Source organism: Pseudoalteromonas phenolica, assembly GCF_005876835.1.
Taxonomy (GTDB): Bacteria; Pseudomonadota; Gammaproteobacteria; order Enterobacterales; family Alteromonadaceae; genus Pseudoalteromonas; species Pseudoalteromonas phenolica_B.
The window spans coordinates 89,364-115,244 of record NZ_PPSW01000012.1; the positions used below are offsets into that span (position 1 = coordinate 89,364).

Annotated in this window: 21 protein-coding genes; 11 read left to right on the forward strand and 10 right to left on the reverse strand. The window is 40.6% G+C overall.

The annotated features are described in order from the left end of the window. The first annotated feature begins 80 nt into the window (after positions 1 to 80). The 3 genes from C1E24_RS08515 (at position 81) to C1E24_RS08525 (ending at position 4,028) form a co-directional block, all read left to right on the forward strand. Positions 81 to 1,034, forward strand: coding sequence for a LysR family transcriptional regulator (locus C1E24_RS08515; RefSeq protein WP_138480527.1), 954 nt, complete (start codon positions 81 to 83; stop codon positions 1,032 to 1,034). Between the two features lie 166 nt (positions 1,035 to 1,200). Beyond that, positions 1,201 to 3,480 carry an LruC domain-containing protein gene (locus tag C1E24_RS08520; protein ID WP_240721967.1) on the forward strand — a complete coding sequence of 760 codons (2,280 nt, stop codon included), beginning with the start codon at positions 1,201 to 1,203 and terminating at the stop codon, positions 3,478 to 3,480. Then, on the forward strand, positions 3,477 to 4,028 hold the full coding sequence (locus C1E24_RS08525; protein ID WP_138480528.1) for a hypothetical protein: 552 nt from the start codon (positions 3,477 to 3,479) through the stop codon (positions 4,026 to 4,028). Before C1E24_RS08520 ends, C1E24_RS08525 begins: the two co-directional genes overlap by 4 nt. Before the next feature lie 51 nt (positions 4,029 to 4,079). Here C1E24_RS08525 and C1E24_RS08530 read toward each other — a convergent pair whose 3' ends face one another. Continuing rightward, the gene (locus tag C1E24_RS08530; protein WP_138480530.1) at positions 4,080 to 4,859 is read right to left on the reverse strand and encodes a putative porin; all 780 of its coding nucleotides are present in this window, start codon (positions 4,857 to 4,859) and stop codon (positions 4,080 to 4,082) included. Positions 4,860 to 4,996: 137 nt separating this feature from the next. On the opposite strand from C1E24_RS08530, the gene C1E24_RS08535 reads away from it, so the two are divergent. From C1E24_RS08535 to C1E24_RS08555, 5 genes are all read left to right on the forward strand, one after another. Further along, on the forward strand, positions 4,997 to 6,781 hold the full coding sequence (locus C1E24_RS08535) for an ABC transporter transmembrane domain-containing protein (RefSeq protein ID WP_138480532.1): 1,785 nt from the start codon (positions 4,997 to 4,999) through the stop codon (positions 6,779 to 6,781). Positions 6,782 to 6,972: 191 nt separating this feature from the next. Further along, positions 6,973 to 7,812: a pirin family protein gene (locus C1E24_RS08540; RefSeq protein WP_138480534.1), complete on the forward strand. Its 840-nt coding sequence runs from the start codon at positions 6,973 to 6,975 to the stop codon at positions 7,810 to 7,812. Between the two features lie 148 nt (positions 7,813 to 7,960). Continuing rightward, positions 7,961 to 8,617 carry an ABC transporter ATP-binding protein gene (locus tag C1E24_RS08545; RefSeq protein ID WP_138480536.1) on the forward strand — a complete coding sequence of 219 codons (657 nt, stop codon included), beginning with the start codon at positions 7,961 to 7,963 and terminating at the stop codon, positions 8,615 to 8,617. Positions 8,618 to 8,620: 3 nt separating this feature from the next. Continuing rightward, positions 8,621 to 11,017, forward strand: a complete 2,397-nt coding sequence (locus tag C1E24_RS08550) for an FtsX-like permease family protein (protein WP_138480538.1) — start codon at positions 8,621 to 8,623, stop codon at positions 11,015 to 11,017. Between the two features lie 2 nt (positions 11,018 to 11,019). Beyond that, positions 11,020 to 12,075, forward strand: a complete 1,056-nt coding sequence (locus C1E24_RS08555) for a lipocalin-like domain-containing protein (protein ID WP_240721968.1) — start codon at positions 11,020 to 11,022, stop codon at positions 12,073 to 12,075. 157 nt (positions 12,076 to 12,232) lie between these two features. On the opposite strand, the gene C1E24_RS08560 is transcribed toward C1E24_RS08555, so the two are convergent. From C1E24_RS08560 to C1E24_RS08600, 9 genes are all read right to left on the reverse strand, one after another. Beyond that, the gene (locus tag C1E24_RS08560) at positions 12,233 to 12,559 is read right to left on the reverse strand and encodes a hypothetical protein (protein ID WP_138480540.1); all 327 of its coding nucleotides are present in this window, start codon (positions 12,557 to 12,559) and stop codon (positions 12,233 to 12,235) included. A 419-nt stretch (positions 12,560 to 12,978) separates the two neighbouring features. Beyond that, entirely contained in the window at positions 12,979 to 15,165 is a 2,187-nt protein-coding gene (locus C1E24_RS08565; RefSeq protein WP_138480542.1) for an OsmC domain/YcaO domain-containing protein, read from the reverse strand. Between the two features lie 123 nt (positions 15,166 to 15,288). Further along, on the reverse strand, positions 15,289 to 15,930 hold the full coding sequence (locus C1E24_RS08570) for a protocatechuate 3,4-dioxygenase (RefSeq protein WP_138480544.1): 642 nt from the start codon (positions 15,928 to 15,930) through the stop codon (positions 15,289 to 15,291). 184 nt (positions 15,931 to 16,114) lie between these two features. After that, positions 16,115 to 17,872: an endonuclease gene (locus C1E24_RS08575; RefSeq protein WP_240721969.1), complete on the reverse strand. Its 1,758-nt coding sequence runs from the start codon at positions 17,870 to 17,872 to the stop codon at positions 16,115 to 16,117. A gap of 470 nt (positions 17,873 to 18,342) precedes the next feature. Further along, on the reverse strand, positions 18,343 to 18,852 hold the full coding sequence (locus tag C1E24_RS08580; protein ID WP_240721970.1) for a GNAT family N-acetyltransferase: 510 nt from the start codon (positions 18,850 to 18,852) through the stop codon (positions 18,343 to 18,345). Between the two features lie 86 nt (positions 18,853 to 18,938). Further along, a complete protein-coding gene (locus C1E24_RS21035) occupies positions 18,939 to 20,777 on the reverse strand; it encodes a S8 family peptidase (protein WP_138480546.1) in 1,839 nt (612 codons plus the stop codon). A 385-nt stretch (positions 20,778 to 21,162) separates the two neighbouring features. Then, on the reverse strand, positions 21,163 to 21,561 hold the full coding sequence (gene fos / locus C1E24_RS08590) for a fosfomycin resistance glutathione transferase (RefSeq protein WP_138480548.1): 399 nt from the start codon (positions 21,559 to 21,561) through the stop codon (positions 21,163 to 21,165). Between the two features lie 51 nt (positions 21,562 to 21,612). Continuing rightward, positions 21,613 to 21,879 (reverse strand): hypothetical protein, encoded by a 267-nt coding sequence (locus C1E24_RS08595; RefSeq protein WP_138480550.1) that lies wholly within the window; start codon positions 21,877 to 21,879, stop codon positions 21,613 to 21,615. 108 nt (positions 21,880 to 21,987) lie between these two features. Next, on the reverse strand, positions 21,988 to 22,350 hold the full coding sequence (locus C1E24_RS08600; protein ID WP_138480552.1) for a hypothetical protein: 363 nt from the start codon (positions 22,348 to 22,350) through the stop codon (positions 21,988 to 21,990). Positions 22,351 to 22,557: 207 nt separating this feature from the next. On the opposite strand from C1E24_RS08600, the gene C1E24_RS08605 reads away from it, so the two are divergent. The 3 genes from C1E24_RS08605 to secF all read left to right on the forward strand — a co-directional run bounded on the left by C1E24_RS08605 (position 22,558) and on the right by secF (position 25,852). Then, positions 22,558 to 22,998 (forward strand): hypothetical protein, encoded by a 441-nt coding sequence (locus C1E24_RS08605; RefSeq protein WP_138480554.1) that lies wholly within the window; start codon positions 22,558 to 22,560, stop codon positions 22,996 to 22,998. Between the two features lie 72 nt (positions 22,999 to 23,070). Beyond that, complete coding sequence (gene secD, locus C1E24_RS08610) at positions 23,071 to 24,957, forward strand: protein translocase subunit SecD (RefSeq protein WP_138480556.1); 1,887 nt, start codon at positions 23,071 to 23,073, stop codon at positions 24,955 to 24,957. Next, a complete protein-coding gene (gene secF / locus C1E24_RS08615; RefSeq protein ID WP_138480558.1) occupies positions 24,950 to 25,852 on the forward strand; it encodes a protein translocase subunit SecF in 903 nt (300 codons plus the stop codon). The genes secD and secF overlap by 8 nt, the downstream gene beginning before the upstream one ends. Positions 25,853 to 25,881 lie beyond the last annotated feature (29 nt).

The window sequence follows — 25,881 nt, forward strand, 5'->3', positions numbered from 1 at the left end:
TTCGACGAGCGGCATTGTAAAAGACTCTTAATATTGATAAAAATTAAACTTAAAGAATACACCTATAGATAAATATCAATATGATTGAGCGATATCTCACTTTTCGGCTATTAAGAGTCTATGTGACTTTAGTACAAACAAGTTCAATTAGTGAAACTGCAAGACGCCTTCACCTCACTCAGCCAACCGTCTCGATACAATTAAAGAAACTGCAAGAATCAGTCGGGCAAACTCTGTATGTTTTTAAACAACAAAAATTTGTTTTAACAGAAGCTGGCAATGCCTTGTATTTATCGTGTCAGCGCATTTTTGCTTGTTTAGATGAATTTAATGCACAGCTTACTGATATTAAGGCTGGGCACTCTGGACACTTAAAAATTGCTATGGTTAACACTGCGCAATATATATTACCTAGGCTGATTGGGCCATTTCAGGCACTATACCCTGAAATAGAAATAACCCTTGAAATCGGTAATCGAGAACAAGTTTTACAACGCTTTGAACGCGGGCTAGACGACCTATATGTATTTAGTCACCCGCCGTCTCTTGAGCATGCGATAGCTGAGCCTTTCTTGGCAAACCCGCTTGTTTTAGTTGCTGATAAAAATCACCCTTTAAGTTCACGCAGCAGCATCAAGGCAAATGAGCTGGTTGCGCATCGTTTTTTAATGCGTGAACAAGGATCTGCCACTAGAATGATGTTTGACGGCTTTTTACAAAGTAACAGTCTCGCACCCGCCCATATGCAGCAACTTTCAAGTAATGAAGCTATCAAGGTGGGTATTTCTTCGGGTATGGGTATTGGTATGCTTTCACAGCATGTTTTGGATCTCCACAACGCGAATTTAACCGTATTGCCCGTAAAAGGGCTGCCTTTAGTTAATCATTGGTACTTTATTGCAAGAAATGACCGCTATATGCCAAAAACAGCACTGAAATTTTTATCTTATTGCCAATCATCGGTTGAAGACGTTTTAGGCAAGCCTTGGCAAGGTGAGCTAGAAGGGAAAATAGTCGCGTTTTTTGAGACTTAATAGAATAGCCCCCCCCTTTGTAGTGCTTGCCAGATAAATTTGCAAAATGCCACGCAGAACAAAAATAAACACTCATTCATTTTTTAATATCATTTTAAAACAGACACTTAAACATTGGGCTTAATCATGCATCTACTTTTAAAACTCTAAAGCCCTAGGTGCTAACATGATTAAAAGATGCTTAATTGCTGCTGCATTAACGCCATTTTTGGCCAATGCCGCACCTTTTGAAAACTGTCCCAGTCAAGCCTTTTTAATGCAAGATAGCAATGCCAAAATGTATGGCATTGACTTAGCATCAGGGCGAGCCAATCTCATTGCTGGCACCCTAAGATTAAATGGTTCTGAAGACACAGCTAGCGTGAATGCTATTGGCTTTAACTTCAAAGACCAATATTTATATGGCTTTAGAAAAGAGAGCAAACAAGTTGTTCGAATTGAACAAACCGTTGAAGGCGAGACAACCCATTACGATTCAACACCGCTGAATGTGAGCGGTCTTCCCGAGGGTATTCATTTCTTTGTTGGTGATGTAAAAGTCAGTGGTGATGCCCCTGCTGAAGGTGAAACCGATAACCGTACATCGAGCTACTTTATTTATAATAAAGGTAGAGGTCTATTCGAAATCCCGCTTTCTGATGACTTAAGTGCACCACTTACAGCGACTAAACAACCGGGCAGTGAAACTTGGTCTACAACAATTTATGATTTCGCTTTTCACCCTATCACTAACAAACTTTATGCGATGGAATCAGATGGTGATCTGTTCGAGATTTCTCTTGAACCAAACAGTACCCCCGAGCTGGTTACACGCCTAGATATTGGTACAGATACCGGCGCTTTTGGTGCGGCTTATTTTGGCGTACAAGATGTTTATGACGAAGCGACTGGCGAAACAACTGAAAACATCATTTTTTATGTTAGCAATAATAACTCTGGCAATATTTTTAAAGTCGACTTAACCAATGTACCTGACGACAAATCAGGCTATAGTCCAACCACGGAAATCTTCACGCTCGGCCCAAAATCAGGGCAAAACGATGGCGCGCGTTGCGCTATCGCAAAAGTCGAAGTAACAGATGAATCGATGGATTTCGGTGACGCGCCACTCCCTTATCGCAGTGCACTTGATAACAATGGTGCACGCCATGTATTCGACCCCAATCAAGATAGCCAAAATCTTATTTTTTTAGGTGACTCTGTAGACGGAGAAAACATCAACACCAGTAGTGATATGAACATTGATTATTCAGACAACTCTGATGATGGCGTGATTTTAGCTACAGACTTCGCTGCAGGTTTAACCGCGCAAGTCATCGTCACAGCATCTCAATCAAGTACCTTATATGCTTGGTTTGACTGGAACCAAGATGGTACCTTCTCAGAAGACGAAAAAGCCATTGATAAAGTTAATCTTGCTCAAGGTGCGAACAGCATTTTGATTGAAGTACCTGAGGACGCAGCTAATGGTAACTCATGGGCTAGATTCAGAGTTACAGACGGACAAGAAGTAACTTTAACAGCCTATGGTTCGGTACAAGGTGGAGAAGTTGAAGACTATGAATTCGAGACATATGGGTCTGAAAGTTACCCTGGCCAAAACGATTGGGTAACACTGGCCTATGAAGACCGATGGCCATACCTTGGCGATTCTGATTTTAATGATTTAGTCCTTCATTATCGTACCACTAAATACTTCTCATCTGAAGGGGTAACAAGCTACCGCATTGAAGGTGAAATTCTTGGTGTGGGTGCTAGTTTCCATAATGGTTTTGCTGTCAGACTTTACGAAAAAGATGTTGATTCTGAACTCGTGAAAGTACTTTCTGCAGAGCAAATCGACAGCTCAAATTCGAGTTTGTTTATTAATGGTCAAGCTGTTTCACAAACGATTATTGAACCTAATAGAACTGAAGCCATTGCCATTGTCGCACCTGATATTTGGGATCATATTAATGTACAAAACGGTTGCGAATATTTTAGAACAGAGGTCAACTGCGATGTGAACGCTAAAGTCACTTTCTCAATGACCTTACCTCTTAAAACAGCGCTTTCGCCAGAGAGTGCACCGGGTAGTATGCTCGACCCGTTTATTTTTGCGAGTAGCGACCATTACCATGGTGATGCCATCACAGACGGTAACTACAGAGGCTTAGAGGTTCACTTAAAGAACCAAGTACCTTCAGAAGCATTTAACACCGCTCTCTTTTCTGTTGCAGCGGATGATGCGAGTAATCAAAGTAAATCATTATATTTTCAAACTGAGAACGGCATTCCATTCGCTATAGCCATTGGTGCTTCTTGGCGCCACCCTCATGAACGCGTCGATATAAATCGCGCATACGACAGGTTTGCAGACTTTGCAACCAGTAGCGGGGAATCAGCACCGCTTTGGTACAACACAGTGAACACAAACATCACTATTCAATTTGGAGCCGAGCAATGAACAAATATCTTATTTTATTAACTAGCTTACTTGCCCTGAGTGCCTGTGGCGGTGGTGGCAGCGAAAGTGATAACAGCGTATCGAACACATCAGCGAGTTCATCTGCTTCGCAGCAAACCAACAGCACTTCGAACTCAGATAACTCATCACAAACAGATAACTCTGATAGTTCGAGTGATGATGCAAATAATGAAGACAATGCTAGCTCAAACTCTGAAGTCATTATGACAAACCTAACAATTGATCAATCGTTTGACTTGAAAACAGATTTTGATTTATTGATAGATGCCAAAATATCTACAGGCAATGTAAGGGCATATTTAAATGTCTGTCAAAGTAAAGTTGACTCTAACAAAGCTGATTATCAAAACTGTATTTTAAGAAAACCGATTAAGAATGGTGAGCTGTCGCAGCAAGTAACTTTAAGTCGCCAAGACATCGCCCTTGTCGCGGAAATCTGGCTTTACGATAACAATCCTGAACCACTTAGATATCAATGGCAGTTCGACGAAAACGCAAATCAGCAACAATTTGAAATAAGATATTAATATTAGATAAAGCCGTTTTGTTGAGCAAAACGGCTTTACATTGAAATGTGATTAATACTGAGCAGTGAAAGAAAGCTGGTAAACTTCGCCACTATCAAAGTCGATGATACTTCCGCCTAAATGAAACTTATCATTGAAGAAATATTTCGCTTGGATGCCTAAGTCATTGTCATACGAGCCCACACCAAGTGATATATTTTTATTCACATAGTAATCAGCTTTAATAGTGCTAACATCATAAGAGCCTTCATATTCTTTATGATCTACATCTATCGCAAGATAGCTATCAGCACCTAAGTGTTTGAAGTATCTACCTGAGAGTGTATACGAGTCTAGATCAATATCTGCTTCGAAAGTAACGCCCAAATAATCGCTGCTATTAAACTGGTGATTATACTCGGCCTTGAAAACAGTGTCGTTAGGTCCTCGCTCTTTTTTATTATAGAAAAGGCTAAGCTTCAATTTATCATCAAATAAATACCCAAAGCCGAAATTGCTGTTGTCATTTAAATCGCCAACATCTGCTGTACCTGCTGTTACAAACCATTCTTTAGTTGTAAACCATTCACCAGATAAACTGAAATCTTTAGAAGAATGACTATTCAAGTACGCAGCTTTTATATTACTGTCTGTATCCAGATAGCCAAAGTCATCCCACACTCCGCTATTTTGCTGCTTAGCAAAGTAATAATGACTAGTAAAGTAATAAGCTGCTCGAGAATCTTGCTTGTCTGTGAGGTATACCTGATTGAAAAGCTGTTTAGAATCATCAGCTAGGGAATTGAAAGAGGTAAGAGAAGCTAGTATTGATAAGGCTATTATTTTTTTCATTGTAATCCTTTATAAATAACTTTGAATAAAACAACTTTAACAATAACATTAAAGGCTTATTCATATTGTAAAGAACTGTATTATTAAAACTTGGATCATTATACATTTCTTAACAAGAAAAATTGTTGCGCTTTATTATGTCTCCAAAAGAAAAAGATAACGGTCAAGATTCAGCTTTTAAAAGCCTGCTACCTATTTTTGGTTTTGTAGAACCTTACAAGCTAATTGCACTTTCAGCCTTGTTAGTACTGCTATTTACTTCTGGCTTAAACCTTTTATTGGGCCAAGGGGTGAAATATGTCATCGACCATGGGTTTATAGCTGGCTCTGTAGAACAGCTCACCAATGCGGTTTTTGTCATGATTGCGCTGATTGTTTTATTTGCAAGCGGTACATTTACCCGTTTTTATTTAATGAGCTGGATTGGCGAACGAGTATGTAATGACATACGCAAAGCCGTGTTTAATAAAATTATCCACCTACACCCGAGTTACTTTGAAGAAAATCGCAGTGGCGAGCTGATGTCACGCTTAACCACGGACACAACACTGTTACAATCTATCGTTGGTTCTTCATTTTCAATGGCGCTGCGCAGTGCATTGATGATGGTTGGCGGTTTAGTCATGTTATTCATTTTGAACTTTAAGCTGACTTTATTGGTGATGCTATGCGTACCTTTGACCCTGCTCCCTCTTTTCTTCTTTGGTAAGAAAGTACGTAAGCTTTCAGAAAGCAGCCAAAGTGCTATTGCGGATATAAGCACCTATGCAGGTGAAATCATTCAAAATATCAAAGTAGTTCAAAGTTATACCCATGAAACAAAAGAAAAAGCCGCATTTGGCGAAGAAGTAGAAAAAGCCTTCACAGTTGCAAAACACCGTATCACACAGCGTGCAATCTTAATTGCCGCAGTAATTGGTTTAACATTTAGCGCCATTACAGTGATGCTTTGGGTTGGTGGCATGGATGTGATCGCTGGACGTATGTCAGGCGGTGAATTGGCTGCCTTCGTTTTTTATGCCGTGATTGTTGCCTCAAGTGTCGCAACTGTCTCTGAAGTATATGGTGAGCTTCAACGTGCAGCCGGTGCTGCAACCCGATTATTAGATTTATTGAATGTCAAAAGTGACATAACTAACAAAGACAATGCCTCTTTGCTTACTTGGCATCAAGACGCCCATTTAAAATTTGACAATGTTACCTTTAATTATCCTTCAAGACCTGAAGTTGCTGCACTTGATAAGGTTAATTTGACAGTCGAAAAAGGCAAAGTTGTTGCTATTGTTGGCCCTTCAGGTGCTGGCAAAACCACCTTGTTTGAGTTATTACTGCGCTTTTACGACCCGCAAACCGGACGTATTTGTATTGGCGAGCAATCTATTGATTCTCTGACTCTAGATTCTCTTAGACACACAATGGGCATGGTGCCGCAAAACCCTGTACTATTTAGCTCCGATGTCTGGCACAACATTCGATACGGCAACCCTGACGCAACGGATGAGCAAGTAATAGAAGCCGCAAAACGTGCCCATGCCCATGATTTTATTACCAGTTTACCCGAAGGCTATGGCAGCTTTCTTGGTGAGCAAGGCGTAAGATTATCAGGTGGACAAAAACAGCGGATCGCGATTGCTCGAGCTATTTTAAAAGACCCATCAATTTTATTGCTTGATGAAGCCACCAGCGCCCTTGATGCAGAGAGTGAATTTCATGTTCAAGCTGCTTTGAATGAGCTCATGCAAGATAGAACGACCTTAATTATTGCCCACCGCCTTGCGACCGTCATGCATGCCGATACCATAGTGGTGATGAATAAAGGACAAATTATTGCTCAAGGTAAACATCAAACACTACTCAAAGAATCAAAGCTATATCAAAGACTTTGTGAGTTACAATTTGAACATTCGGGTAAATCAGCTTAGTCAAGTTTCTTGCTTTGAGTTAACTAACAATATTGCTTATCACCTAGCTTGATTACACCCAATCAAGCTAGGCAACCTACTCTAAAATAAACTATTCAAAATATTTGAATATACCCATCAATTTACTGCACTTATTTACCTCAATAAAACTTGCTAAATTTACCTCATCAAAACGTTAGAGATTAAACAACATGAAAATTATTCGTACCAACAAAGCACACGCCACCCAAGATGGTGCTGGCGTCAACATTAGCCGTATTGCGGGGTTTGACGGTAGAAGCCTTGATCCATTTTTGATGATCGATGAACTAAAATCAGACAACAAAAGTGATTTTATGGCAGGCTTTCCCGCTCACCCTCACCGTGGAATTGAAACCTTTACTTATATTCGTAAAGGCGGTTTTGAGCACCAAGATCAAATGGGTAATAAAAAAGCCATACGTGCAGGTGACGTACAGTGGATGAGCACTGGACGCGGTGTCATTCACTCTGAAATGCCACTCGCCGATGCCGAACACGGTATGCATGGCTTTCAGATTTGGTTAAATATGCCAGCGAAAGACAAGATGCGTCCACCTCGTTATCAAGATACCACGGAACAAAAAGTCCCGGTGTTACAAAATGATGCTGGTATAGAGCTAAGAGCACTGGCTGGTACCTGGCAACTAGAGCAACAAAGCACGACATCATCAATTGATGAATTAGCCGGTAATGGCGCGATTGCCGATGTAATATTGCCAGCCAACACTGAAACAACCTTAGACATTTCAGCTCACAGCAAAGCTCTTGTTTATATTCATTCTGGCTCTATTGCTGACACTGAATACGTCGAAACCTACCAGTTTGAAGTTGACCCCAAAGCACCACTGACTTTAAAAGCAGGTGAAAGTGGATTAGGTGCTTTAGTATTAGTCGGCGAGCCTATTCGAGAGAAAATCGCCCACATGGGGCCTTTTGTGATGAACACCCAAGAAGAGCTTCATCAAGCTGTTCGCGATTATCAAATGGGTCGCTTTGGTGACATTGTATAAAACTAGATTGAAGGTATTCTCGAGGTAATTCATTGTAGCTACTTCGAGAATATTCGCTGATGAAAATACTTTGTTTCAAGTTTATGCTTTCACTTATTTAAATCGATTATGTAAACTAAGCAAAACCACTGAGCAACAAGGAATTACAGTGATAAGCGTAACTGATCTTTGCTTCTCTCGCGCTGATGGCGACCAGGTACAAACCCTATTCGATGGCTTTAGTTTTGAAGTCGATGCACAAGAGCAAGTAGCTTTGCTTGGCGACAGTGGTTCAGGAAAAACCACCCTTTTACACCTACTCGCGGGGTTACTCTCACCCGACAGCGGCCAAATCAGTATTAATGACGAGATTATCTCTGCGTATAACGACAAACAACTTGCCCATTATCGTCGAAAAATAGGTCTTATATTCCAGCATTACCAATTGCTTGATTGCCTAACGGTTAAACAAAATATCTTATTTCAGCACCAGCTTAACTACCCTAATCAAGACGCCAAAGAGTTTGATATTTTAATTGAGCAACTTGGTTTAACTGGTAAATTGAATAAGTTACCGCACCAGCTGTCTGGTGGTGAACAACAAAGAGTAGGAATAGCCAGAGCCTTATTAAACCAGCCTAAGCTCATTCTTGCTGATGAACCTACCGGCAACTTAGATCAAGCTCGCTCCCACCAAGTAGTTGAAATGCTCACAAGCTTATGTAAAGAAAGACAAATCAACTTAATTATGGTCACTCACTCGCAGCAACTGACACAGTATTTTGATACGGTGAAAGTGCTCGCTAACGGGCAATTCAACGAGTAACTCATGGCCGAAATTAAACTGATTTTGACGACGCACATTGCTTATTTCAGGCGCCACCCTTGGCTATTATTGCTCTTCATTGTGGGCTTGAGTTTAGGTAGTGCCCTACTCTCCGCCATTGCAGGGCTTAATCAAGAAGCAAAAAATCGCCATAGTAAATCATCGGCACTCATCGACTCTGCAATTAGCCACATCGTAAAGCCACCCATAGGGCAAGACTATATTGATGGTAGGTTGTGGCTAACGTTACGCGAACATGGTTTTAGCAACGCCCAGCCAGTATTACGGGGAAAGCTGACTCTCGCGTCAGGTCAAACGCTCTACCTGCAAGGTATCAATAGCTTGCTCTGGATGACGAAGCCCATTACTACTTCGTCAACACAGACCGAACAGTCAAAAAATCAAAACGCTGGTTTTTCATTTGATGCCATTATGATTGATACTGATCGGGCACAAAAATATCAACTCAACAAAGATGACAATGCGCTTGCGCTGCAAAACAACCCGCATACGCCAAAATTTATATTAGTTGATGACATTGGTGTTTGGTCGCTCACCGATATTGCTTATGCAGACATGCTACTCAACGCACAAGGTAAACTCAGTTTTATCGAGTTTACAGGCTTATCATCTGAGCAAGTTTCGCAGGTTGAAGCCATTTTAGGCAATGAAGCCAGATTAACTTCCTCACAAGAGCAAGACTTTGATGCGCTTTCCGAAGCTTTCTTTTTTAACCTCGCAGCACTGGCAATACTTGGTTACATTGTCGCAGCGTTTTTAAGTTTCAATGCCATTAAGCTTTCTATTGCTGGGCGCAAAAAACTGCTCACTCAATTTAACCTGTTGGGGTGCTCAAAACTGGCGGTTACGACGGCCATTGTCATAGAGTTTACCCTCTTGAGTTTTATGACCGCGCTACTTGGCAGCGTGGCAGGCTTTTTAATTGCCAATGCACTGGTGCTCGATATAAACCGTACCTTGATGGGGCTATATCAGTTAGATAAAGCGCTTACCATCGGCTGGCAGTGGCAAACTTTAGCACTGGGATTTATTGTCAACTTAGCAACATTGGCACTAATGGTTGTAACTCAAAAAAATACGCTGAAAAACCAAGGCAATATGCTTTTCGGTCTATCGCTCATTAGTATTCTTGCCGCACTGAGTTACTTGTATTTAAATGCCAACACTGAATTTGAAGCACTGTTATTGTGTTTTTTCATCTTAGCTTTGTTTGTGCTGCTCACTCCAACTTGCCTACAAGGTTTGCTGAGTTTCAACAACCCATTTAAGCAACCTCTTTGGCAATGGTTATATGCCGACAGTAAATCTCAATTAACTGAATTACGTATTGCCATTGTGGCTATCTTAGTTGCGCTTGGTAGCGCTATTGGTATGCAAATTATGGTAGAAAGTTTCAGTAACACCCTCAATGCACACCTTGAGAAACAACTTAGTGCCGACATGTATATTCATGTTGATAAATACCAATCAGAACTAAGAGCGAACCTAAGTAATGATGTTGAGATTCAGCGCGTCGGTATTTACATGGCATCAAACGGTTACATCGACGCTATACCTGCTAAACTTGCCAGCTTTGGTAATAGAACTGAAGCTTTCTCACATATCAACTTAACATCGGGCGAGCATGTAAATCAGGCTCATTTTGCTAATAGCGGCTGCATAGCCAATGAACAAGCACTTATAAAACACGGTATTAAACTTGGCGATACTGTGATGTTCAAACAAAACCAACACACTTTCTTATGTCGTATTTCTGCCTTTGCTTATGATTATGGCAACACCGCATTGGGTCTCATTACCCTTGAAGGCAATATCAAGCAAAGCCCATTACATTGGCAAGTGCATGGCTTATCACTGACCTTAAAAGAACAAGTATCAACCTCTCAAATTACTGAAAAGCTGATTAATAACTATGGAGTAGATAGCGCCGCTATCTCAGAAAATAAACGCTTTAAAGAAATCGCTAATAAACTGTTTAACGACACCTTTAAAGTCACGAAAATACTTAATGGGTTTATTCTCGCTATTGCGCTACTCAGTTTATGTATAAGCTTATTAAGCCTCAGTGCCCAGCACGCAAAACAACTGGCTGTGCTTAACAGTCTAGGGGTCGAACCCACTCAACTACATAAGTTAAAACTCATACAAACCTTTGCTTTAGTTGGTTTTACATGTTTATTTGCCGTCCCACTCGGCTTAGCGTTAGGTTTAGCGCTGTTGAAGTATGTTATGCCCATCGCCTTTGGTTGGACCATTCATTTCTATTTAGATATACCAGCTCTGATCAGCACTTGTTTCTTCTTGCTGTTATCTGCTGTGATATGCGCTTATCTACCTGTGAAACGGCTCACAGCAAGCTTGAATCGTAAGGAAGGTTAATTGTGAAATCCTTTTATGTCTTATTATTCTCTTTATTGACACTACTGGGGTGTGAAAGAGCGCCACAACCGCAAGAAAAACAGCTTTTACATACCATGCGCGGCGAACCTGTCGATGCTAAACGTGGTATGAAGTTTCCAGAAGATCATGGCGCACATTTCGCGCAAGGCATTGAATGGTGGTACATCACTGCAACCCTCACGGCTGAGACAGGTGAAACATTTGGTGCGCAGTGGACGCTATTTAGAACCCAAGTACCTCTACCTTTTAAATCAACTTGGTGGGACGATCAGCTCTACTTCGCGCATTTCGCCCTGCAACATGAGCAAAAACATGTTGCCTTTGAGCGCTATGCCCGTGCAGGCCAAGCGCAAATAACATCACAACCCTTTGCTGCTTTTTTAGATGATTGGTCACTTGAAAGTACAGCGCACAGTTTTCTACCTTTGCAAATGAAAGCAAAACAAGGCGACTATGCCATTGATGTTTTGCTAACTAACAGCCCAATTACGCTACATGGCGACAACGGCTACAGCCAAAAAACACAAAGCGGTCATGCCTCTTACTATTTTAGCTACCCGTTTCTTGAAACTGCTGGCACCCTAACCTTTGCAGGTAAAGAGTATAAAGTCACAGGTAACGCGTGGTACGACCGAGAATGGTCGGCAAGCTTAATCGACAAAAACCAAATGGGTTGGGACTGGTTTAGCCTTGTAAGTCAGACGGATGCAAAACAAAAAATAGGCCTGATGTTATTCTGCATTCGTGATGCACAACAAAACTATGATTACTGTAGCGGCACACATATTGATGAAAAAGGCCAAACACAGCAAATTCTCAAACAAGATATTCTGCTAGAGAAGCTCGAACACATAAGCATTGATAATAAACACTACCCGAGCAAATGGCGTGTTACTTTGCCCAATATCGAACCTATCGTAATTGAAACCATCACCAAAGATTCTGTTAATAAGCTTTCGATTCAATACTGGGAAGGCAGAGTTCGAGCCAGTGGCGGCTTTAAAGGTATGGGGTATGCAGAGTTATTTGGATACTAACTATCAGGGTGCTGGCTATTTGAGTACTGGTTATGTAGGTTTTAGTTTTTGATAGTGGAAGCGGTTAGTTAGACAATTTATAAACTAACCCTCGTCACTCATCTCTTTCACTTCTACTGGCTGTAGGCGTGGCTTCATGCCACGCTCAAGTTTACATTTAAGCCCGAACAGCTTGAGCTTTAACTTCAGACTTGTTCAGCTTTAAGACACACAAAACAGCCATTAACACGCCGATAAGATTAATCACCATATAACTGTCTGGCGTAATATTAAAATGTAAGCTGATTGCTACAGCAAAAGAAAAGCCGAGTTTAGTACCACTCCACCCAACTACAAATATTTGGCATAACCAAAAAATCTTCACGAAATTTTGACCTAAGCCATGTCCTCTTAACAGAGAAGCACTCGCAACTAAGCCGAAAATATATAATAACGCTGACAAAGGCTCTAAGACATCGTGAGATACGTAACTATAAACGTTCACAATTAAGCCTAGAATAGCTGAGACTGCGGTAAAAGAAACAATAAATATAATGGGGTTATTAAATTTGAACACTCAGGTTTTCTCTTACTTCTAATAATAGCTGATAATAAATAGTTTCAAACAATTCAACAATACTCAGAAAATAAAAAAGCCCCAACATGTGGGGCTAAAATAGCTCAAGCTTGGATGGGAGGTAAGCTTTAACCTTGTGAAAATAAGCAGTCAGGTAGCACTCCTAAAGTTTGGATAACTAATCTGAATGAGCTCACAGTGTATTACTTTATTTGCACTAATTGATGTCAATTTTGCTTTTAAATGTAAGCGGTTATGTCTAGCGACATACTCTAGAATAAATCGAATACAAAAAAGGCGCTAACGTTCGCTAGCGCCTTTCAATCTTTTTATTCTCGAAGCCAAAATTAGCTTTGTGTTAAACGTGCTCGTGCAGCATGAAGCTTTTTATAGCTTTCAATTAAGCGTAAATGCTTGTCTAGACCTTCAAGGTTCATGCTGGTTTCAGTTAAACCATAGAAAGTCACATCGCCATTGATTGAGCCGACAACCGCGTCCATCACTTCTTGACCGAACATACGTGTGAAGCTGTGAATGTAATCTTCAATTTCAAGCTCTTCATCAAGTGCTACTTCTAAGGTTGCATCCATCGCTTGGTAGAATAAACCACGCTCAACAATGGTGTTGTCGTTGTATTGTAAGAAGGCTTCAACAAGCTCTTTAGTCGCTTCTAAATCACCTAACGCTAAATAAATTAATAGCTTAAGCTCAAGAATTGTCAGCTGACCCCACACTGTGTTTTCGTCAAACTCAATACCAATTAAGGTGATGATGTCGATGTAGTTGTCTAGTTCAGATTCTTCTAAACGCTCAACTAAATCAGCCAATTCATCTTCACTCAAACGATGTAGATTTAAGATGTCTTCACGATATTGTAGAGCTTTATTGGTATTATCCCAAATTAAGTCTTCAACCGGATACACTTCTGAATAGTCTGGTACAAGAATACGACATGCGTTGCCAATGTGTGTAAATTCAGTCACATAAGCTTCTTTACCCATTGATTCTAATATACCAAATAACTTGTCTGACTCTTCTTCAGTTGTGCCTGAGAAGTCCCACTCAACAAACTCATACTCGTGCTTAGCACTGAAGAAACGCCAAGAAATTTTACCTGTTGAATCAATAAAGTGTTCTACAAAGTTCTCAGGCTCTTGCACTGCCATGCTGTTAAATGTTGGCTTAGGTACATCGTTTAAGCCCTCGAAGCTACGACCTTGCAATAGCTCAGTTAAGCTACGTTCAAGCGCAACCTCAAAGCTTGGGTGTGCACCGAATGACGCAAATACACCGCCCGTTTTCGGGTTCATCAGTGTCACACACATAACCGGGAATTGACCGCCAAGTGATGCGTCTTTAACAACAACAGGGAAGCCCTGCTCTTCAAGACCTTGTATACCTTCAACAATACCAGGGAATTTATCTAATACGGCCTGTGGTACATCTGGTAATACAATTTCTTGCTCGATGATCTGACGTTTAACCGCACGTTCAAAAATCTCAGACAAACACTGAACTTTCGCTTCAGCTAGGTTGTTACCCGCACTCATACCATTACTTAAGAATAAGTTTTCGATTAAGTTGGTTGGGAAGTAAACCGTTTCACCGTCTGAGTGACGTGTGTAAGGAATTGAACAAATCCCACGTTCAACATTGCCTGAGTTAGTATCGATTAGGTGTGAACCACATAACTCACCCTCTGGATCGTAAATCTCGCGCGTATATTCGTCTAAGATCTCTGTTGGTAATTCATCTTCTTCGTTTGGCTTGAACCATTTTTCATTTGGATAATGCACAAACTCAGCATTGGCGATTTCAGTACCGAAGAACTGGTCGTTATAGAAGAAGTTACAGCTTAAACGCTCAATGAATTCACCTAGTGCCGAGCATAAAGCGCTCTCTTTGGTTGCACCTTTACCATTGGTAAAGCACATTTCAGAAGCCGCATCACGGATATGCAAAGACCAAACATTCGGTACGATATTACGCCATGAAGAAATTTCGATCTTCATGCCTAAGTCTTCCATTACCGATGTCATATTGGCAATGGTCTGCTCAAGCGGTAGGTCTTTACCTAAAATATATGTCTCTGTGCCGCCTTCTGGCGTTGTCATCAACATCGCTTGCGCATCAGCGTCTAGGTTTTCAACGGTTTCAAGTTGGAAATCAGGGCCAGTTTGGATCACCTTTTTCACAGTACAGCGGTCAACCGCGCGCAACATACCTTCTCTATCTCTCTCAGAGATATGCTCTGGGATCTCTACCTGAATTTTAAAAATCTGGTTATAGCGATTTTCAGGATCAACAATGTTGTTTTGCGCGACACGAATGCCATCAGTCGGAATATCACGGGCGTTACAGTACACTTTAATAAAGTAAGCCGCACACATTGCTGATGAAGCTAAGAAGTAATCGAATGGGCTTGGTGCTGAGCCATCACCTTTATAACGAATTGGTTGATCGGCAATAATTGAGAAATCATCGAATTTCGCTTCAATTCGAAGATTATCAAGAAAGTTAACTTTGATTTCCATAGAGCGGTTTCCACGGTCGCGCGCTTACTATGCTTTGTAAGCGCTTTTCTAAAAATACCGCTAATTATCCGCTTTTTCTGCTCAACTGTCTTGGATTAATTATAAAAAAACGCCAACGGCAGACTAAAATGCCTTTTGCAGAAAAATATCGTAGCGATACTCGTTCAATTTACTGGTTTTTTTAGCCGTCATCATTTTCTGCTCTTGCTTAGATTTACGTTTAAACAAGCCATCTTTGTCGTTTAAAGGCTGTTCGGGAAAATACAGCTGTGTCAGTAAAGATTTATATCCGTACTTACTGATTTTTATATGAATATGAGGTGTACGCTGCTGCGGTGCATTTAACGGATATGCTCCCGGCATCACGGTTTTAAATTTAAAGCGCCCTTGTTTACCACTTTGCAAAATCGCCCAGCCTTGAAAATGCGGGTCAATTGGCGCTTCACTGTTATCGTGAGGGTGATGATATTTACCATAACTATTAGCCTGCCATAGATCTATGGTGACATCTTCAATGGCATTACCATCTTGGTCAAACACTTGTCCAAAGATTTCTATAATAGTGCCTTTGGCACGCCCTACTTTACCTTCGACTTGGGTTAAATCTGCATCTTTGTCTTTTTGCGGGGTTATAGGATAAAACGGCCCTTCGACTTCTCTAGGGGTTAACATATTAGCGCCTGCCTGTGCGCCAAACGTTTGGCTTACAAGTAACCCCCCCATCGAGCCTAAGGCTGCACTTTTAATAAATTCTCTGCGCTTCATTGTATTCTCCTCACCTACTTAACATGGCTATTTGTCATTGCATGGTTTTCACTGTAAAGCGCAGCGGTTTATTCGTCTTATTAATCTTCTATTATTTTTCTATCTCAAAATTTATTTAATTAAACTATGAAGTTGAAACAAAAAAGCCCGCTTAACAAAGCGGGCTTCTCGTCTTAAAAGATTATTAGTTAATCTTAATCGACCAGGCGTTTAATGTGCCCACGTCTTGGTTATAGTGATCTTGCACTCTTAACTGCCAAGTGCCTTTTACACTACCCGATAAATTCACCATGTAAGACTCGACTACATTGTCAGCACTATCACTGCCGTTATAGTTTTTAAGCTGATATTGAGCACCTGTTGGCGACGTTAATACAAGGCTAATATCACCACGGTAAGTGTGGCTGATATTAACGTTTACCGTTGCTGTGCCTGAAGTCGTTGAGTTATCAACATCCAGTGTTGAAGCCATTGCGCTGTTATCAGGAATCGCTGATACGCTATTCATTTCAAAGAATGTGTCTTCAACTACAGGGTCAGTAACAGGCGTTCCACCATTGAAACTTTGCCCTGCATTCACTTGGTTGTACGTTGAAGCTGTTACTTGCCACGTAAAGTCACTGTACTTTGAACCTGAGCCAGTAAGTTGTAGCGCATGGCCTACTGCAGTAGATGACGTTTCAGAGACAGGAATTGCTGTTGAAGATTGACCCTGCGCTGCACCATCGGTTGCAGTAAAGGTACCTTCATAACTTAAGAATTGAACCAGCTTGCCAGAATTATCGACTAATGCGATACCGTCAGGGCCACCATTTTGTAGGCCACTCATGGCGAAAAATTTAGTACCAAAACCAGATTGTTGATCTGCTAAAGTGCCTGATAGTGAAATGGTTTTGTATGCCGCACCGCCGTTGCCGTTATAAGCAACAAGTTGCCAGCCACTTAGATCTGTTCCAACTGCACCTGCAATTTCAACCCCTTCGTTCACATCCGAACCATTGTTATCATAATGAAGTTCGTTGATCCAAGGTGTTGCGTCATGACTACCTGTGTCACCACCACCGGTTTCGCCACCGCCAGTTCCAGTACCAGCATCTACGCCTGAACAATCACTTTCGAAAATACACGCTGCAAATTCAGGGTGATCGATAAATGGGTTACGGTTACCTTGATATTCAAAAATCACATCGTTGCGACGACGTTCAAAATCATCAACTGGGTCGTCTTTGTGCCATTGAATAAGCACTGCTTTTAAACCCATGTAAGCAACAGATTCATTACCTCCGGTTTTAGAGGCTTCAATTTTGCTGCGATCATCGGTCAATATTAAATCAGGCTCTACAAAACCATTGACATTTGTACCACCTTCATAGCGCACTGCTAAATACATTAATGCACGGGCTACATCACCACGACGACCCGGCCAAGTTTGCCAAATACCGTCTAACGGACCTGAACCCATAGTTAGATTCACTTCAGATGATGATCCACCGCGGTTGTTATTTATATCAGTGGTTTTTGTTGAGCAAGATGCACTAGTACAATTTGCATAAGGTTTGTTATTTCTACTCGAATTGTAGCTACTATTTGAAATAAATAAGTGATGTAGGTCTGTATATGCCAAATTTTGACTGCCATCTTTTGGAAAACCATAAGACTTCGGCCAAGAGTGTTCGCGGTTGTAGCTAGTATTACCACCACCCACTTTGGTATAAACTGCATTTTTATATACATCAACAACTTGAGAGTTATTATCTGGGTTTTCATCGGCTTTTTCTAGCACGTCCCAAGTATCTGTATTTGATGATGTATAAGGAATTTTGGTGTGACCCTTAATAATTATATGCAAGCTTTGTTTCAGTGTTGTTGCATTTGCATTATCAATGTTCTGGTAATAGTTTTGTGGCGCAGCAGCCAAGGATACACCTGACAACGTGCTCATAAGCATCGCCATAGATGTCAATCTAAGTGAGAGTTTCATAATTAACCGTGTGTTTTAATTAAGATTTATTTTTATATTCACCTTCCTTTGCAAACCGCTTCCAAAAGCTGACCCCATGCCAGCGCGCAGAAGTATACACTCTAATTTATTACAAAAAGATAACAAAAGAATAAACTATCTAACGTGTCAACGCTGTCAAAATCTCTTAAATAGAAATAATTCAGATTAAACAAGTGGTTATTTTGTTTACATTTATTTACTTAAAAGAGATCGCGCGCGGACTTAAGACATTGAGATTTTAAGATCTAGGTGGTAACTACATTTTAATTAATGTATTTAAGGCGATTAATTCAGTTTCAGACAGTGATATTAATCAGTGGGTTTAATTTTTATGTGCTTTAGATGCAATGATAAAGTCGATGCAGAGGCAGATGATGAGAAAGTTTATTTTAGGTCAAAAAATGAGGTATTTAAGCTAACTTTACACTCGTGTAAACCCAATTCTGAATTTTTACGCCATGAAAATCGAACGTTAATTGTCCGATATTAATAAGCCCTAGATGTTTATAAAAGTCATTAGCGTCATTTTCAACCCAGGTATAAAGCCAGAACTTAGGGCCTAACTCATTTTGGCACCTTTGCAGAAGTGCTTTTCCGATACCCTGCCCTTTAAATTGAGTATCAATATAAAGGCGCTCAATTTCATAGCCAAACTTAGATTGATCTTGATAATGGCTCTGTCTATTTGCGAGCAAATAACCTTGCAGAATGCCCTCTTGTTCAGCGACTAAAATGGTTTTATTTAGACTATTTATGTCTTGCAGAAATGATTCAGTATTGAAGTTATGAACTACAAAGTTTGCATACTCAGGTTTAACGCCTTCTTTTGCGTAAGTCGCTAACCAAACCTTGCTACTCAAAACAGATAAGCAAGTGATATCTTGTTCTAAGGCTTTTCTTATAATAGTTTCTGCTTTCATAATTTCTTTGTAAATTTATTTGGCGATAAAATAAAAAATGGCTTGTACAAAGACAAGCCATTTTTATTTTCGCATCAAACCATTAATTACAGTGCACAGCTACCTGCAAGTTTCCACTGCTTATATTGACCTTCATTTTCTGATGGCTGATCATTTTTAGTCCAATAATTAGCCTCGAAAATTTGACCGTTAAAGGTTACTTGATCGCCTTTCGTATAAGCTTGGTTTTCATACCATGCTTTTGGACAGGTTGATTCTGGAACATCACAGCCATTTGCTGCGATAAAGTCATATGCTGCTTTTGCATCAACTAAACCATGACCAAACTCGTGATCTTTACCTTCAGTACCAATATCCGTCGCAGTAAAGTTAAGAACGTCGCGGATTTGAGAACCTGTACAATTTGGGAAGTGGCTCCATACTTTCGCTGCAACACCTGATACATGCGGCGTTGCCATTGATGTACCTGACTTATACTCATAACCATACTTGTTATATTCAGTTAGCATCAGACCACTGCTATTAATTAATTCACCAACCACATTTGCAACGGTTAATGTTGGGAAATCAGTTGCGTAGTCAATATTATGAACGTCTCTTGATACCCACTCAGGAATACCTGCTGGCACATCGAAGTATGTTACTAGAACTTGACCTTCATTTGCTTGACATGCTGCTGTAGCAGCATCAAAACCCGCTTTGTCAGTAGCACTTAATGTACCGTCAAAGTACTGGCTTAAGAATGCATCAAATGGGATCTTATAGAAACAGCTTTCGCTTAATTGTGAGATGCGTGGATAAGGTGTGTTACCTGCATCAATTTGCTTAAAGCCAGAAGAGAAAAAACCGCCAGTTTTCGCATTCCAGATAAAACGATTTACATTTACAGACTCGCTATCAACAGTAGAAAGTACACGTGTACCCGGGGCTGCAATTTCAACTTGATCGTTAACCGCAGAGAAAGTTGAAATTTCAGTATTTTGATCAACTGACGCTACCGACATAACATTTTTGTATGACGCAGGGAATAGGTATGAGTCATCACCATCAGTCGCTGTTGAACCATGGTTACCAGCGGCTGCAACAATTAACACACCACGATTAGTCAAACGGTCTACTACATCACGCTCCGTATCAGACGAACGAGAACCACCTAGTGACATATTGATGATGTTCGCACCTTGGTTCGCACACACTTCCATTGTTTCTAGAATATGTGAAGTTCTGAAACCTGAGTTTGCACCATGTGCTGTGCGAGATAGCTTTTGCACATATGTGTCTACGGCACCATTAGAAACCACACCTACAACACCTTTACCATCACGGTTAGCAATGATAGTACCCGCTACGTGTGTACCGTGGTCAACTGCATCGTTAAACCAAAAATCAGAGTAATCACTGTGGTTACCGCTCAAATTAGTTGCTGCAAACTCTTCGTGGTTGCCTTGAATACCAGAATCGATAACACACACTTTGATGCCATTATTCGCAGGATCAGCAACTAAATCAGACTTAGTCAATGTAATGCCGTAAGGAGTCACTTCTTGTTGAGCTAGATTTTCGAACTCATTATTCGTGAAGTTAGCCGCAGTGACATCGCTGTCAACTTGTTCCAGCACAAAATTACTTGGAGACTGAGGTAGAATTGCAAAACGTTCTACATCTAGCTCTACACGCACACCAGAAATCTGCTGAAGCGCGCTTGCTTGCTCTTCTGTTAACGAAATTAAACCTACAGTACCTTTGGCAACTTGAGTGATGTTTTTGATGATTTGTTGTTGATACTCAGCTGGAAGGCTAGATGCTTCATAAGTAATTAGATAATCAGCTTTTTTGTTATTTGAGTCTAGCGCTGTGTTCGCAACAGCCACGCTCGAACTTAAGATTGCTGCGCAAATTAAGCTTTTTTTAAATTTAGATTTCATCTTACTTTCTCTATTTTTATGAATTATTAGATTTGTCCCTTTTACAGTACAAAAATAACTTTAAGAAAATGTAAAATCAAATTTAAAATTATGATTATCTACAATATCAGGCAATAACATATAACGAAGAGAGCTAAGCGCTCTATAAGAAAATAACCAAAAATCAGTGTTTAAAGGGTCTGAGCAGGTGTTTTGCTAATGCGAGCCATAACACCTCTGATCTGTTAAATTTTTTGAGAAATAAGTTTATTCCAGCTGGTATGTCTGAATTTGTTAAGCACTTTATCGTGAAGTGTCAAAAATAAAACAGTTTTATCTGATCAAAAACAGGAAATCAGCTTCTGTCAAAATGTTATTCGCTTTATAAGACCTGGTAAGTTTATATTCAAAGCCAGACCAGGCCTTTATATGAGTGAGCTTTCAAAGATGACAATCTGCTTTGCAGATCACCCACATGTATTTCTAATTTATGACCGTCTGGGTCCAAAATATAAAGTGACAAGCCTTCACTTTTGTTGTTTTTCCACTGTGACACCCCCTTTGAAAGAACACGCGCTTTAAAACCCTCAAATTGCTCAGGTGCAATATCAAAAGCAATATGGGTATAGTCATCTTTGCTACACGGCTCATCACATGACAAGCAAAACCATAGCTCGCCAACAGATAAGTAAGCGCCATTGTCCCATTTTACATGTGCCGTGAACCCAAGAATATCTCGATAGAACAAAATAGAGCGATCTAAATCACTTACTGCGATGGTTATATGATTGATCCCCAAAAGCATGGTTTTCTCCAAAAAGTTCTTGAACTGAAACGTGATTAACAGACTTGCTTCTTAAAGTTCATTTGCTGTGAATTCAGTTTTTTCGTTAATTTCTTTTAAAAGTTTTAATGACACATCTTTGATACACAAAAACACCATAACAATAGCAGTCATGAGTGCAGAAAAGTTGTTGTTACCTAGAGTATCTAAACCAACTGAATCGTCCTCAGTAAGATAAAGAAACTGAATATGAGTCGAGAGCATTTGCATTGCACACACGATAGCCAGTGTAGCGATAGCCCATTTCATCACTAATTTCGATAAAGTTTGATGAGACATAAATAAACTCCTTGTTTAAATGATATTGTTTTTAATTTTTGTACTTTTGAAAATCAATTCATTTCATTGAATGGGTGAAATGAACAGTATCTAGAAAGCCTAAAAAGATCACACAGATAAATTATTGAGCAGCATGCCCGGCATAAAAAAGACCATGGATAAGCTGATGGAACCGGTTACGACAAAAGCAATCACACAAAAAGTGCTTTGCAGATAAAACGTACGAGGCTTAAATGCAGTTGTACTCAGTAAAGAAGTATAAATGGTATTAATAATACGTTTGAATGATTGACGCTTTATTTCAAGCCAAGTGCGCATTGATTGAATGTACATCACCATAAAGCCAAAGATTAACTCAATGCCCCCTACTTGCATAAAAAAAATAAGTTCAGGTAATAGCAAAACACCAATGATTGCAAGCATGCCAAAAATAAACTTCTTAAATAAGCTCAGGTTTCGCCAATGTTCCATAATTTTACTTTTAAATCTGAGTTCTTAGCACTTACTCATATCTGTGAGGTATCTATAATTTATAGATATTTATCGAAATAACGATATAGCGTTTCTTATATAGGTTCAACCAAATCTAATATAAATGACCAAATAAGCTATCTTCCCCTTGATAAAAATCATACCGCCCTTATCATACTTGCACGCTTTTAATTTGAACTTGTTGCTTTGAACCGAATTTTAAAAATTCTTGCTGTGCTGCTTTTACTGTTTGCCGTTGCCCCGTCATCTGCCGAACAGATTGCGCGTGTGCAGAATAATGTTCAAAGCCAAACTAGTTATCAAAGTTTGTTTGAAGTTGGTGATGAGTTTTTATCGCAGCAGCAATCTCAAAAACATCATATTACTACCGATGATTCGGGGTTGTTTTCGATTATTGAGCGCCCTTCTCAACAGCAAGCTATTCGGTTTTTACACCCTAAACAGCAAAGCGAGTTTATTTTAGTTTTTGAGCTGATGTTAGACACTTACATTAGCGAAAACCGCTTGCAAACTGACAAGCTCGAACAACCTTGGTATCAGTGCAACACGCGGCCAAATCACGGCTTTATTGATGCCTGCAAACCTGCCAATTTAGTTTATAAAGCTCAGCTCACCTACCACGCTTAATTTCACTTATCGCAAAAAAATCTTTTAATTTTTTCGGCAAAACGGTGTTTTGCCGCCCTAGATGAGTGAATTATGAAAAATCAATTAAACCCTACGTCAAACAACCGTTTGACCCCATGGGCGTTGCTGTTAGTCATTGTATTTTTGGCAATTAGCGCGCTACCTAACCTGTATCCAAATAACACGGTATTAAAGGTCAACAGTCATAACAATACGCTATCGGCGACTCAAATTAGCCAATACCTTGAAGACGCAAAGTTGCCTGTGCGCGAAGCGACTGTAAATCATCAAACCGGTGAAATTCGTGTCTTGCTTGAACACCCAAAAGCAAGTGTGAATGCGCAAGCCTTATTACAAAAAAAGTTGCAAAAACAACTACAAAGCGCAGCAAATATTAGCGTACAAAGTGAAGCTACCACGCCCGCATGGCTGCAAAGTTTTAATTTATCCCCTTTAAAGTTGGGTTTAGATTTAAACGGCGGCGTGCTATTTGTATTAAAAGTCGATACCGACAAAGCCCTTGAAGAGCGTCTTGAAAAACTGCGTTTAGTCGCAAAAGATTATCGCATTGAGCACAAATTACGTGGCATCAAGATTGAAGCTGCCCGTGATAATAGCGTGGTCGTAAAAGCCAATAGTAACCAAGCAGATAAGCTCGCGACCTTAGTGAAGCTTTTAAAAGCAGACTACCCAAGCCTTACGAGTATTGAACAAAACACGGCAAGCCAAGTGATTTGGCAACTTGGTTTTGACGAAGCCAGCCAAAAGCAAATTGCTGAACAAGCAATAGGCCAAGCCATTAGTACTTTGCGCTCGCGTATCGAACAATTGGGGATCACAGAAGCTGTTACACAACGTCAAGGTAAGCAGCATATTCGAATTGAGTTACCGGGTGTACAAGATCCAGCTGCTGCAAAACGCTTAATTGGGGCAACTGCTGAGTTGTCTTTTCACGCATTGAAAGACATTGGTGGTCACACTTACAAATATAAAGAAGGCGGCACCACGAACCTAAACCCGCTGCCTATTTTTACCGGCTCAGATATTGAGTCTGCGCAGGCGGGTCGTGATGAGTCTGGTCAGCCATTGGTACAGTTAATGCTCTCGCCTGCGGGTGGCGACAAAATGAGTCGTTTTTCACGTCAAAACATTGGTAAGCCAATGGCAACTTTATATGGCGAATATCACCAAAATCAAAAAGGGGATGTGGTTAAACAACAAGAAGTGATTTCGGTCGCCACCATTCAACAAGCCCTAAACCGCCAATTTAGTATCACTAATTTAGGCACCATGCAGCGTGCACAAGAGCTGGCTATGGTATTACGTGCCGGGTCACTTCAGGCACCTATCACCATTGTTGAGGAGCAAACGATTGGCCCAAGCCTAGGCGAGCAAAACATTGAAAACGGGTTTAATGCTCTCAAACTGGGCTTAGCCATCACCCTACTATTCATGTTGGCCTGCTACGGGCGACTCGGTGTAGTCGCCATCATTGCATTGGTGGTGAATCTGGTCTGTTTACTTGGGTTAATGTCGTTATTACCTGGAGCGGTGTTAACCCTACCCGGGATCGCAGGTTTAGTACTCACCATAGGTATGGCGGTCGATACCAATGTGATTATTTTTGAGCGCATTCGTGATGAAATCAAACAAGGAGCAAGCACACTTGGCGCTTTAAAACGCGGCTATGAACATGCTATGTCGAGCATTATCGATGCGAACCTAACGACGATGATCACTGCGCTGGTTTTACTTGGTGTAGGTTATGGCCCAATCAAAGGTTTTGCTATTACGTTAGCCCTTGGGATCTTAACCAGTTTGTTCTCGGGCGTATTGGTGTCGTCTTACCTGTCACCACTCTTTCTTAAACATGAGAGAAAAAAAGAGCATCAAAAAGATAAAAACAAGGCCCAACTTGAATCAGTAACAACAAAGAAAGAAGGAGCGCATCATGCATAATATTTGGCAATCTGCCCGTAAAATGGGCTTTATATTTAGTCTACTTGCTATTGTTGTTAGCCTTGGCGTTTTAGCCCTTAACCCCATTGCATTTGGTTTAGATTTTACGGGGGGTACCGTTTTAGACTTTACGTTAATGTCGCTAACCAGTATGAGTGAACTGCAAACCACATTAAGTACCTTAACATCAGACGCATTTAGCTTATCGCAAAGCCAAGACGGCCATTGGCGTGTGTTGTTTTTACCCGACGTAGCTTCAGATTCAATCGCCGCTTTTCAAACTGCTATTGAGTCACAATTAAATGCCCATATCTTAGAAAGTAAGTTTTTAGGCGCTCAAGTAGGTGAGGAGCTCAAAACCAGTGGTGCACTGGCGGCTGTGTTTGCTGTGGTGTCTGTGTTGATTTATTTAATGGTGCGTTTTGAATGGCGACTCGCCGTTGCTGCAACTGTCGCACTGTTCCACGATGTATTAATCACCATCGCTTTATTCACAGTGCTTGGTTTAACCTTCGATTTAACGGTATTGGCAGCACTTTTAGCGATTATCGGTTACTCGCTCAACGACAGTATTATCATTGGCGACCGTATTCGTGAACTCATTCGTGCCAAACCTGAGCAACACATTGGTCATTCTATAAATGAAGCATTGCAAAGCACTTTACGCCGCACGCTTATTACCTCATTCACCACCCTTGCGACCGTTTTTGCCATTTGGTTACTCGGCGGCGATGCTTTAAATGGCTTCGCCAGCGCCCTGTTAATTGGTTTAACTGCAGGCACCTTGTCGTCAATATTTATCAGTGCGACCTTGCCTGAGTTTATGGGGTTAAGTTTTGAGAATTATCAAGACCAAGACAGTGACGAAGTGAAAAAGCTATTGGCTGAGCCATAAGCTCAACTAAACAAAGCGCATTATGTTGG

Coding starts and splice junctions, on each gene's coding strand:
- C1E24_RS08515 (WP_138480527.1), top strand. CDS start 81: ATGATTGAGCGATATCTCACTTTTCGGCTATTAAGAGTCTATGTGACT.
- C1E24_RS08520 (WP_240721967.1), top strand. CDS start 1,201: ATGATTAAAAGATGCTTAATTGCTGCTGCATTAACGCCATTTTTGGCC.
- C1E24_RS08525 (WP_138480528.1), top strand. CDS start 3,477: ATGAACAAATATCTTATTTTATTAACTAGCTTACTTGCCCTGAGTGCC.
- C1E24_RS08530 (WP_138480530.1), bottom strand. CDS start 4,859: ATGAAAAAAATAATAGCCTTATCAATACTAGCTTCTCTTACCTCTTTC.
- C1E24_RS08535 (WP_138480532.1), top strand. CDS start 4,997: ATGTCTCCAAAAGAAAAAGATAACGGTCAAGATTCAGCTTTTAAAAGC.
- C1E24_RS08540 (WP_138480534.1), top strand. CDS start 6,973: ATGAAAATTATTCGTACCAACAAAGCACACGCCACCCAAGATGGTGCT.
- C1E24_RS08550 (WP_138480538.1), top strand. CDS start 8,621: ATGGCCGAAATTAAACTGATTTTGACGACGCACATTGCTTATTTCAGG.
- C1E24_RS08565 (WP_138480542.1), bottom strand. CDS start 15,165: ATGGAAATCAAAGTTAACTTTCTTGATAATCTTCGAATTGAAGCGAAA.
- C1E24_RS08570 (WP_138480544.1), bottom strand. CDS start 15,930: ATGAAGCGCAGAGAATTTATTAAAAGTGCAGCCTTAGGCTCGATGGGG.
- C1E24_RS08575 (WP_240721969.1), bottom strand. CDS start 17,872: ATGAGCACGTTGTCAGGTGTATCCTTGGCTGCTGCGCCACAAAACTAT.
- C1E24_RS08580 (WP_240721970.1), bottom strand. CDS start 18,852: ATGAAAGCAGAAACTATTATAAGAAAAGCCTTAGAACAAGATATCACT.
- C1E24_RS21035 (WP_138480546.1), bottom strand. CDS start 20,777: ATGAAATCTAAATTTAAAAAAAGCTTAATTTGCGCAGCAATCTTAAGT.
- fos (WP_138480548.1), bottom strand. CDS start 21,561: ATGCTTTTGGGGATCAATCATATAACCATCGCAGTAAGTGATTTAGAT.
- C1E24_RS08595 (WP_138480550.1), bottom strand. CDS start 21,879: ATGTCTCATCAAACTTTATCGAAATTAGTGATGAAATGGGCTATCGCT.
- C1E24_RS08600 (WP_138480552.1), bottom strand. CDS start 22,350: ATGGAACATTGGCGAAACCTGAGCTTATTTAAGAAGTTTATTTTTGGC.
- secD (WP_138480556.1), top strand. CDS start 23,071: ATGAAAAATCAATTAAACCCTACGTCAAACAACCGTTTGACCCCATGG.
- secF (WP_138480558.1), top strand. CDS start 24,950: ATGCATAATATTTGGCAATCTGCCCGTAAAATGGGCTTTATATTTAGT.